At 63.6% G+C, this 10,355-nt stretch carries 11 protein-coding genes and 1 pseudogene; 8 read left to right on the forward strand and 4 right to left on the reverse strand.

Annotated features, from left to right (window positions below):
- Positions 1 to 21: 21 nt before the first annotated feature.
- The 4 genes from IC50_RS21875 to IC50_RS21890 form a co-directional block, all read right to left on the reverse strand.
- Positions 22 to 642 carry a hypothetical protein gene (locus IC50_RS21875; RefSeq protein WP_035709534.1) on the reverse strand — a complete coding sequence of 207 codons (621 nt, stop codon included), beginning with the start codon at positions 640 to 642 and terminating at the stop codon, positions 22 to 24.
- Entirely contained in the window at positions 639 to 1,640 is a 1,002-nt protein-coding gene (locus IC50_RS21880) for an NAD-dependent epimerase/dehydratase family protein (RefSeq protein WP_035709536.1), read from the reverse strand. The genes IC50_RS21875 and IC50_RS21880 overlap by 4 nt, the downstream gene beginning before the upstream one ends.
- 28 nt (positions 1,641 to 1,668) lie before the next feature.
- Positions 1,669 to 3,234, reverse strand: a complete 1,566-nt coding sequence (locus IC50_RS21885; protein WP_050991056.1) for a PfkB family carbohydrate kinase — start codon at positions 3,232 to 3,234, stop codon at positions 1,669 to 1,671.
- A gap of 84 nt (positions 3,235 to 3,318) precedes the next feature.
- On the reverse strand, positions 3,319 to 4,347 hold the full coding sequence (locus IC50_RS21890; protein ID WP_035709538.1) for an SDR family oxidoreductase: 1,029 nt from the start codon (positions 4,345 to 4,347) through the stop codon (positions 3,319 to 3,321).
- Positions 4,348 to 4,509: 162 nt separating this feature from the next.
- Between IC50_RS21890 and IC50_RS21895 the strand changes: the two genes are divergently transcribed.
- From IC50_RS21895 to IC50_RS21930, 8 genes and pseudogenes are all read left to right on the forward strand, one after another.
- Positions 4,510 to 5,097, forward strand: coding sequence for an SIS domain-containing protein (locus IC50_RS21895; RefSeq protein ID WP_244429624.1), 588 nt, complete (start codon positions 4,510 to 4,512; stop codon positions 5,095 to 5,097).
- 13 nt (positions 5,098 to 5,110) lie between these two features.
- A complete protein-coding gene (locus IC50_RS21900) occupies positions 5,111 to 6,133 on the forward strand; it encodes a lysylphosphatidylglycerol synthase transmembrane domain-containing protein (RefSeq protein ID WP_035709545.1) in 1,023 nt (340 codons plus the stop codon).
- Between the two features lie 82 nt (positions 6,134 to 6,215).
- The gene (locus IC50_RS21905; RefSeq protein WP_035709548.1) at positions 6,216 to 7,484 is read left to right on the forward strand and encodes a class I SAM-dependent methyltransferase; all 1,269 of its coding nucleotides are present in this window, start codon (positions 6,216 to 6,218) and stop codon (positions 7,482 to 7,484) included.
- Between the two features lie 340 nt (positions 7,485 to 7,824).
- The gene (gene secE / locus IC50_RS21910) at positions 7,825 to 8,016 is read left to right on the forward strand and encodes a preprotein translocase subunit SecE (protein ID WP_007602984.1); all 192 of its coding nucleotides are present in this window, start codon (positions 7,825 to 7,827) and stop codon (positions 8,014 to 8,016) included.
- A complete protein-coding gene (nusG, locus tag IC50_RS21915; protein WP_028146088.1) occupies positions 8,016 to 8,570 on the forward strand; it encodes a transcription termination/antitermination protein NusG in 555 nt (184 codons plus the stop codon). Before secE ends, nusG begins: the two co-directional genes overlap by 1 nt.
- Positions 8,571 to 8,704: 134 nt before the next feature.
- A complete protein-coding gene (rplK, locus tag IC50_RS21920) occupies positions 8,705 to 9,133 on the forward strand; it encodes a 50S ribosomal protein L11 (RefSeq protein WP_008136439.1) in 429 nt (142 codons plus the stop codon).
- Positions 9,134 to 9,139: 6 nt separating this feature from the next.
- The gene (rplA, locus tag IC50_RS21925; RefSeq protein ID WP_018647230.1) at positions 9,140 to 9,832 is read left to right on the forward strand and encodes a 50S ribosomal protein L1; all 693 of its coding nucleotides are present in this window, start codon (positions 9,140 to 9,142) and stop codon (positions 9,830 to 9,832) included.
- A gap of 90 nt (positions 9,833 to 9,922) precedes the next feature.
- Positions 9,923 to 10,355, forward strand: a pseudogene (locus tag IC50_RS21930) (2-hydroxyacid dehydrogenase); the annotation flags it as partial.

Genomic DNA, 10,355 nt, shown 5'->3' on the forward strand with positions numbered 1-10,355 from the left:
GCGCGCTGATGTCCGGCTCGCTCATCTCGCGAAAACTCCGCGGTGAATATCGGCCCAGGTCGCAATCGGCTCGCAATGCTCGGGATGGGGAGGCCGCGACTGCGTGAACAGGATCGATCGCGTCGTCTTCGGAAAGTGCGGCTGCTCGAAGACATCGACGAGATCGTCAATGAATATATCGAGCTGCAGGCTCGCGAGGCGATCGACCTTGGCCGCCAGCGTGTCCTCGAAATAGATATCGCCCGCGGCCAGCGCCGCGCCGGCGGCGTCGATGAGACCCGCGCCCCTCAACCAGCCGCGCGCGGCCTCGCGCAAGTCGACGCGGTCGGGATCCTGATGGCCGAACTGCGTCTTGTGGCTGACGATAAAGACGCTCGCGCCTGCGTTGCGACACGTTGCGAGGAACTCGCGGACTCCGGGATAGATCTCGGCGCCGCCAATGCCCTTGCCGTAGACGAAGCCCTGCAGCCCTTGCCAGGCAAGCTCGCCGCCCGCGCGGGACCGCAGATAGTCCCGCACCTCGGTCTTCAGCCCGTCCCAGCCCTCCGGCACCAGCCCGCGCTGGCGCGCGACGGCGGCAAAGACCTTGTCGTAGCAGATGATCGTATTGTCGAAATCGATGCCGACCCGCACGCCGCTCACTTCAGGCTGATGTTCTGCATCATCTTGATGTTGAAATACCTGGGATCGTTGAGAGAGTTCGGCAGGCGTCCGGTCTTGAAGGCATCCACGAGTCCGGACACCGCCTGTTCGATCGTGTGCGTCGGCGCAAATCCGAGCTCGCGGCGGATCTTCTCCGAGGAGACGTGGTAGGAGCGCAGGTCGTCGGTCGGCTCGACGGCCACGTCGACATTGTCTCCGACCACCGATTTGACGATGTCGGCGATCTTCATCAGCGAGTGGTTCTCGTAGCCGATGTTGTAGGTCTTGCCGTCGATCTTCGCGTCATCCTGCTGCAGCAGGAACAGATAGGCCGCGGACATGTCCTCGATGTGCAGATTTGGCCGTTTCTGCGTTCCGCCGAACACGCGGATGCGGCCGGTGTTGACCGCCAGATTGGTCAGGATGTTGACGACGACGTCGAGACGCTGCCGCGGAGCATAGCCGCAGACGGTGGCGGGACGAACCGTGCAGGTGACGAAGCCGGATGCGGCCTCGTCGGCGAGGTCGGTCTCGCACATCGCCTTGAACTTCGAGTAGTCCGTGAGCGGATCGCAGGACAGCTCCTCGGTCACCTCGGCCTCGTCCTTGATGCCATAGACGCTCGAGGACGACGCATAGATGAAGCGCTTGATGCCGGCCTTCTTCGCCGCGCGCACCATCGGACGGAAGCAGTCGTAGTTGATGGACTTGCCGAGCCCCGGATCCAGTTCGAACGAGGGGTCGTTGGAGATGCAGGCGAGGTGGATCACCGCATCGTTGCCGCGCAGGGCCTCGTTGATCGCGGCCTCATCGCGGATGTCGCCCTTGATCAGGCGCAGGTTCGGATTGTCGCGAACGGCGTTGAAGACGTCCTCGCCATACATGAAGAGGTCGAGCACGGTGACCTTGTGGCCCGCCGCCAGCAACTGGGGAACCAGCACGCTGCCGACATAGCCGGCGCCACCGGTGACCATCACATTCCATTTCTGACCAATCACAGCCGTTCTCCAGATTTTCCCATTCGCGTCACTTCAACAACGCGGTGACAAATTTGACCAGCGGCGCCTTCTCGACCGAGCTGCGGTGGCCGACGATGCCCACCTTGATCGCGCCTGCCGCGTTGCCGATGAAGGCGACGTCCTCGATATTGCCCCCGGCTGCGACCAGCGGCGCCGTAATCGTCAGGAAGGCATCGCCGGCGCCGACCGTATCGACGACCGTCTTGGTGAAGGCGGGAACGCGCGCGACGCCGGTCTTCGACGAGAAGGGGTAGCAGCCGAACGAGCCGTGCGTGATGATCATGTTGTCGCAATCGATCTTGCCGTGCAGGCGGTCCTGGATCACCGACGCGATGTCGTTGAACTTGTCGGTGGCCGCCAGGCGCGCTTCCGGCGCGTCGATGCAGACGTAGTCGGCGCGCGGATACTTCGTGATCAGGTTGTAGCCGTGGTTTCCGCTGTTGCTCTGGGCGTTGACCGCCAGAAACCTGGAGTTCGCGATCAGCGTGCCGATCGTGCTGGATGCGATCATGCCGTGACCGAAATCGGTGACGATGACGACGTCAGCGCCGCGCACCCGCTCGGCGGTGACACGGTCGATCTCCTTGCGCTCGGCCTCGTCGAGCGGCGTGTCGTCCATGGTGTAGACTTCGAACAGCTTGTGCAGATAGCCCATCTCGACGTAGCGCAATTTGCGGGTGGTCGGGCGGCCCTGAACGCGGATCGGCGTGAGCGTGACATTCGGGCGGACATGCGCGCGAATGAATTCTTCGGGGTAGTCGTTGCCGCCCAGCGTCGTGACGATCTCCACCGACTTGCAGAAGCTCGCCACGTGATTGGCCGCGGCAATGACGCCGCCGGCAAATTGCTCGCCATTCTTGAACAGGGTGGCGACAATGTTCTCCTTCGAAGCCTTTCCGAGCGCCGTGACGTACTGGTATTCGTCGATGATGGTATCCCCGACCAGCACGACGTGCATGTCCTGGATCTTGTCGATCAGCTTCAGCAGGCGTTCGGCGCCACCGCCTTCGCGCACCTTCTGGAGGTAATCGCGCAGAGGGGGATCGTAGATGTCGAAGTACCGGTTCATCAGCGACGACGAGCTGAAGGTCACGTCGCGCGTGAAGACGATGCGGCCGCCATGGCGTTCGACGGCCTCCCGCTCGACGGCGATCTTGCCGGTGACGTCATCGTCGGGATTTTCGTAGTCGGAGCCCTTCACGTAGATGTCGGGGCGCACGGTATCGAGGATCGTCTCGGCGCTCGATGTCCGGTTGATGCCGACCCAGTCGACGGTGCCGAGCGCGGCCAGCATCTCGGCGCGCATGTTCTCCGGAAAGATCGGCCGCCCCGGGCCCTTGTTGACGAAGCGGTCGGCCGTGACGGTCACGATGACCACGTCGGCCTCGTTGCGCGCCGCCAGGATGTGCCGGACGTGGCCGAGATGCACGAGGTCGAACACGCCGTGGCAGAGCGCAACGGTCCGGCCCTCGGCCTGCGCGGCCCGCGCGATCTCGCCCAGCTCCTCGATCGTCTTGATCTTCTGGTGCGGTGCCGGATGGACGGTCGGCTTTTCAGTCGGAGCATTACCCATGTTAATTATCCAAAGCGCGGGTCGGTCTGGCCGGCCCGGAAATGATCGGTTGGCGGCACGGACGCTGAGGTCGGACGAGTCTGCTCAACGGCCCGCCTTCTGCGGCGTGCCTGACGCCGTCTCGTCGCCGTCACCGAGATATTTGAACCAGTCCTTGGTGGCATCGGCGATCTTGTCCACAGTCCACAGGGGCGCGTCCCTGTACTGGTCCATCGACTTCAGCATCGTCGCGACGCCGTCCTCGAACTTCACCTTCGGCGTCCATTTCAGCACCCGCTTGATCTTGGTGATGTCTGCGTATGTGCAGTCGGGCTCGCCCGGACGCTTGGGAATATGAACCTTGTCGCCGCCGAGAAGCTGGACCAGCCGGTTGACGCTGTAGGTGTTGTCCGAGCCGACGTTGAATATCTCGTGCGAGACATCGGAGCGCGCGGCGGTCACGAAGGCATCGGCGACATCGCTGACGAAGGTGAAGTCGCGGGTCTGCTCGCCATCGCCGACCACCGTGAAGGGCTTGCCCGCGAGCTTCTGCGCCATGAACACGCCGAACACGGCACCGTAGGTGCCCGTGGTGCGATGGCGCGGCCCGTACACGTTGAACAGGCGCAGTGCCACCGCAGGCAGCTTGTAGACTTGGCACCAGTGCATGACGCACTGCTCGCCGATATTCTTCGTGAGCGCGTAGGGATACATCGGCCGGATCTCGGCGCTCTCCGGCGTCGGGTAGACGTCGGGAATACCGTAGCAGGACGACGACGCCGCATAGACGAAGCGGCTGACTCCCGCGTGCCGCGCAGCCTCGAGAACGTTGACCGTGCCGTCGACGTTGGCGCGGTGATACGGGATCGGGGACTCGATCGAGGGAACGATGTCGGCCAGCGCCGCGAGATGGAAGACCCAGTCGACACCGTGGAAATACGGTGCAATCGAGTTCGGCTCGGTGACGTCGGCCCGCACGATCTTAAGCCGATCCGATTTGGCGCGCGAGGCGAGATTTTCGGGACGTCCGATGACGAAATTGTCGAGCGCGATCACCTCGTGGCCGTCATCGAGGAGGCGATCGACGAGGTGACTGCCGATGAAACCGGCGCCGCCAGTAACGATGCACTTCATAGGGAACATCCGTAGTGCGAATGCCCTGCGGGCGTCGCCAATGTTGAGTGAAACCCGAAAGGCCGACTACCAGTCGCTCGCCACTTTTGCAAGCATTATACCTTTGCAATCGGTGGTAATAGCCGGTATCAGGGCCACATGTTGCAGTCGAGCCGCCAGCCCATGCCTGCCGAGTCCGTCGATCCCGATCACAAGGTTTTCCTGTCAGATTACATGGGGCGCCTGCATCGCGCGACGGCGGTCGACGATGCTATTTTTGCCAGGATCTCCGCCACTCGCGCGGCTTGGTTGCGCACGCGCGAGCAGGGTGGTCGCGTCATCTTCATCGGCAATGGCGGTTCGGCCGGCATCGCCTCGCATCTGGCGATCGATCTTGCGAAGAACGCGTCCGTGCCTGCGCTCTGCTTCAGCGATGCGAGCATGATGTCGTGCCTTGCCAACGATTATGGATTCGAGGACTGGATCGCGCATGCGGTGCGGCTGAGCGCCCGCGCCGGCGACTGCCTCGTCGCGATCAGCTCGTCCGGACGCTCGAAGAACATCCTCAATGCGGTTGCGCAGGCGCGGACGATGAAGCTCGACGTGATCACGCTGTCGGGCATGAACGCGGACAATCCCCTGCGCAATCTCGGCGACGTCAATTTCTGGGTGGACAGCCGCAGCTACAACATTGTCGAGACCACGCACCAGTTCTGGATGATGGCCGCGATCGACCTCGTCATCGGTCGCGCGGAATATCCGGCATCCTGAGGGCGTGCATCCGATGCAGTCGCGGTTCAAGCAGGCGGCCCTGTTCTCGGTAAAGCTGCTGCTGTCGGTCGCGGTGCTGGTCTACATCGCGCGTGGTCTCGACCTCGGCCAATTGCGGGCTCATCTCGTCTCCGTCGATCCCGTCCTGTTCGTCGTCGCCCTGGCGCTGATCTTCTCTCAGACCTTCGTGCTCAACGGCAGGTGGGAGCTGATCATGCGCGCGCTCGGTGTGTCGTTGAACTGGCTCGCGGGCTGGCGGATTCTCATGATCAGCCTCTGGTTCAACCAGGTGTTGCCGTCATCGGTCGGCGGGGACGCGGTGCGGATGTGGCTGCTCCGCCAACGTGGCGTGCAGTGGTCGGGAGCGGTCAAGGGCGTTGCCGCGGACCGCTTCACGGCGTTGATCGGGCTGATCGTGTTGATGGTGGCCGGGTTGCCTTTCCTGGTGTCACGCGTGTCCAATCAGGCTGCGATCCTGGCCATCGGCGGACTGACGCTGGCGGGCGTCGCCGGTACCGTGGTCCTGTTGACGCTCGACCGTCTGCCGAAGCGCCTCATCGCGCTTCCCGCGATCGCAAGCTTCGTCCGGTTCGGGACGCTGGTCAGGTTTCTTCTCCTGCAATCCGAGCGCCGTGGTGTGCTGTTCGGATCGGCGCTCCTCATTCATCTGGTGACCGCGGCGGCCTGCTACGCCTTGGCGCGCGGTGTCGGAGCGCAGATCTCGGTGCTGGACGCCGGCATCCTGATTCCGCCGGTGGTGCTGTTGACGGCCGTTCCGATCTCGATCAGCGGCTGGGGCGTTCGCGAAGGAGCGATGGTCGCCTGCCTCGGTCTGGCAGGGGTGCCGTCCGAGGAAGCGCTGTCGGTTTCGCTTCTGTTGGGCGCCATCAGCGTGATCGTCGGGCTCGCCGGCGGCGCGATCTGGCTGGCGAGTCCGGAGCGCGGGTCGTATTCCGCGGACAAGGCTGCCAAGGCGGCGGAGGAAGCGCCCAGCTTCGTGCTGGGGCAGGGCAGCGAAGTCTCGAGCCACTCATGACCTGCTTGAGCCCATTGCCGATCCGGTCTTCACAGGGTGGGATTATCTCACCCGCTTGCGCATCTCGTATTTCGGTTCCACGATGAAAAACCTGTTCTACGTCCGCCATACTTGCCGCCTCTGTCATTCGGACAAGCAGGAGCGGGTCGTTCCGATGGCAGGCATGCCCATTGGCACGCCGAACTTCCAGGTGCCGAACGCCAGCGTCGACGATCCCGTCTTCCGGGCTGCGGTACCGATGTCGCTGCATCTGTGCAGGGACTGCGGCCACCTCCAGATTCTCGAGGTCGGCAATCCGGAGATCCAGTACCGCAATTACGTCTATACCACCTCGCTCTCGCTCGGCCTGCGGGAGCATTTCGCAGGCTATGCCAACGACGTCGTCAGCCGCTTCGGCATCGCGCCGGGCTCGCTGGTCGTCGAGCTCGGCAGCAACGACGGATCGTTGCTCGGCTTCTTTAGGGAGCGCGGCATGCGGGTGCTGGGTGTCGATCCCGCTGTCGATATCGCGCGGCGCGCGACGGAAGCGGGGATCGAGACCATCGGCGATTTCTTTACCGACGCTATCGGGCACCGCATCCTGCAAAGCCATGGTGCGGCGAGCGTCGTGATCGCCAACAACATGATCGCGAATGTCGACAATCTCGATCCGCTGGTGATCGGGGTTCGCGACGTGCTCGCGCCGGACGGATTGTTCGTCTTCGAAACCCAATACGGCGTCGACGTCACCGAGAAGAACCTGCTCGATACCGTCTATCACGAGCATCTGTCGTATTTTAACATCAAACCGTTGACGCGTTTCTTCGCGCGCCTCGGCATGGAAGTGATCGACGTTCAGCACATCTGGACCAAGGGCGGCTCGATCCGCGTGACGGTCCAGCGCGCCGGCGGCGCGAAGAAGCCGTCAGCGGAGGTCGCGAAATTCATCGCCGAGGAGGACCGGCTCGGCGTCGATCAGCCGGCCTATTATGCGCCTTATGTGAAACGGATCGCGGCCATCCGCGACGAGCTGGTCGCGATGGCCGATGCCGCCCATGCGCGCGGTCAGCTGGTCGCCGGCTATGGCGTCTCGGTCGGCACCACGACGCTGCTGCCGCAGTTCGGCCTGGAGAACAAGATCGATTTCCTGGTCGACGACGACCCCAAGAAGGGGAACGTGATGGCCGGCCCGGGTTACGACATTCCGATTCTGCCCCCGGCCGCCCTTTACGAGCGTAAGCCCGCGTTCGTCGTGGTCTTCGCCTGGCGCTATGTCGACCCGATCCGGGCCAAGCACGCCCGCTATTTCTCCGAGGGTGGCAAATTCGTGGTGCCGCTCCCGGGTATCTCCATGGTCGACCGGGCAGACTGACCCGGGCGGGTCGGTCGGGGAGGTTTCGGGCGGAGGCCGATCCCCGCCTCGGGCGGGGACGACGGGAAATCCCTGATCCTGCCCGCGCTGTGCGCGGTCGCCGAGGACGCCGGCTTGCCGGCGCGAAGCCCCGATATCTTGACCTTTGGCCCCATCCGCAGTATCTACCCCGCACTCGCAGCCGGCCCGTTAGACGCGGATCTCCGGCGCGGCTTTGAAATCCCCGAACAATCGAGCCCGGTTTCCGGCTCATCCTTCGAAACAGAGGGCTGGGCCAGCGGCGGCTGTTCGGATCCCCGAAATTCATTCGCGTCTGTCGACGGACGTTGGACATCAAACGATGGCAGTCAGCCCCTTCAAGTTCTTGCAGGAAGTGCGTTCGGAGACCGCCAAGGTCACCTGGCCGACCCGTCGTGAGACCACGATCACCACCATCATGGTGTTCGTCATGGTCGCGGTCGCCTCGATCTTCTTCTTCGCCGCCGACCAGATCATCCGCGTCCTCATCACCTTCCTCCTGGGCATTCACTGATGGCAACAGCAACCGCTCAAGTGTCCGACAAGCGCTGGTACATCGTCCACGCCTATTCGAACTTCGAGAAGAAGGTCGCCGAATCGATCCGCGAGCAGGCCAAGCAGCGCGGGCTCGAGGATCTGTTCGAGCTGGTGCTGGTGCCGACCGAGAAGGTCACGGAAGTGCGCCGCGGCCGCAAGATCGACGCCGAGCGCAAGTTCTTCCCGGGCTATGTGCTGGTGAAGATGAAGCTGACCGACGAGGCGTTCCATCTGATCAAGAACACGCCCAAGGTGACGGGCTTCCTCGGCGCGGAAAACAAGCCGATGCCGATCTCGGAAGCCGAGGCCATGCGCATCCTGCACCAGGTGCAGGAGGGCGTGGAGCGGCCGAAGGCGTCGGTGTCGTTCGAGATCGGCGAGAACGTGCGCGTGGCCGACGGCCCGTTCGCCTCGTTCTCGGGTGTGGTCGAGGAAATCGACGAGGCGCGCTCGCGCGTGAAGGTCGCGGTGTCGATCTTCGGCCGCGCCACGCCGGTCGAGCTGGAATTCGGTCAGGTCGAGAAGGTCTGATCGGGTCGCGCGTGAAGCCGAAACGCTTTGCGCAAAGAGAGGCCGTGGGAGGACGAGGGCGGTTGCCAGCCGCCCGTCGATCCCGACCACGAACCTGAAACCGCCGGCAATCGCCGGCACAACAGGAGTGATACATGGCAAAGAAAGTGACCGGATACCTGAAGCTTCAGGTCCCGGCCGGTGCGGCGAATCCTTCGCCCCCGATCGGTCCCGCGCTCGGTCAGCGCGGTCTCAACATCATGGAGTTCTGCAAGGCGTTCAACGCCCAGACCCAGAAGGAAGAGAAGAACACCCCGATTCCCGTCGTGATCACGATCTACGCCGATCGTTCGTTCACCTTCGAGATGAAGACGCCGCCGATGTCCTTCTTCCTCAAGCAGGCTGCCAAGATCCAGTCCGGCTCGAAGGCGCCGGGCCGTGACAAGGCCGGCAAGGTGACCAAGGCGCAGGTGCGCGAGATCGCCGAGAAGAAGATGAAGGACTTGAATTGCGACACCATCGAATCGGCCATGAAGATGGTCGAGGGCTCCGCCCGTTCGATGGGTCTGGAAGTTGCGGGGTAAGCGGTCATGGCAATCGGAAAGCGTTTGAACAAAGCCCGCGAAGGCATTGACCGCGAAAAGCTTTACCCGCTCGCGGACGCCATCAAGATGGTCAAGGAGCGCGCCAAGGCGAAGTTCGACGAGACCATCGAGGTCGCGATCAATCTCGGTGTCGACCCGCGTCACGCCGACCAGATGGTCCGTGGCGTCGTGACCCTGCCGAACGGCACCGGCCGTACGCTCCGCGTCGGTGTGTTCGCCCGTGGCGCCAAGGCCGATGAGGCCAAGGCCGCTGGTGCCGACGTCGTCGGCGCCGAAGACCTGGTCGAGAAGGTGCAGAACGGCTCGATCGATTTCGACCGCTGCATCGCCACCCCCGACATGATGCCGCTGGTCGGCCGTTTGGGTAAGGTGCTCGGCCCGCGCGGCCTGATGCCGAACCCGAAGATCGGCACCGTGACCATGGACGTCACCGGCGCGGTGAAGGGTGCCAAGGGCGGCTCGGTCGAGTTCCGCGTCGAGAAGGCCGGCATCCTGCAGGCCGGCGTCGGCAAGGCCTCGTTCTCCGAGGAGAAGCTGGTCGAGAACATCAAGGCTCTGGCCGATGCAGTCTCGAAGGCAAAGCCGGCCGGGTCCAAGGGCACCTACATCCAGCGCGTTGCGGTGTCCTCGACGATGGGCCCCGGCGTGAAGGTCGAGCCGGGCACCATTCTCGGCTAAGGTTCGATAATTGCATGAGGCGAGGGGCGGAATTGGGCAACCGATTCCGCCCCTCGTCGTTTGTGGCGACGCTCACCGGAAACAAGAACAATGGCTGACAAGGTCCTGATCTATTCGCGCTTTCCCAAGACCATGATGGCGCGTTTCGCGGAGCGGTTCGAATTGCTCGACACCGGGGGCAAGCCTGCGCGCGAGGTGTTCTCGGCGGGTGAACTCAACGGCATCCGCGCGATGCTGACCGCGGGCGGCACCCCGCTCGGAGCGGAGGCGATGGACCTGTTTCCAAAGCTCGGCGCCATCGTCTGCTACGGCACCGGTTATGACGGCGTCGACCTGAAGGCGGCAGCCAGCCGAAACATCGCGGTTGGCCACAGTCCAGGCGCCAATGCGGCCTCGGTCGCCGATATCGCCGTGACCCTGATGCTGGCGGCGACGCGGCGGATTTTGGTGGCCGACCAATATGTCCGCAGCGGCGATTGGGCCGCCTCGAAGCAATCGCCGATGATGCGGCCCCAGGCGGGGG

Origin of the sequence: Bradyrhizobium genomosp. I (2014), assembly GCF_000261685.1 — a bacterium.
In the GTDB taxonomy this organism is placed as follows: Bacteria; Pseudomonadota; Alphaproteobacteria; order Rhizobiales; family Xanthobacteraceae; genus Bradyrhizobium.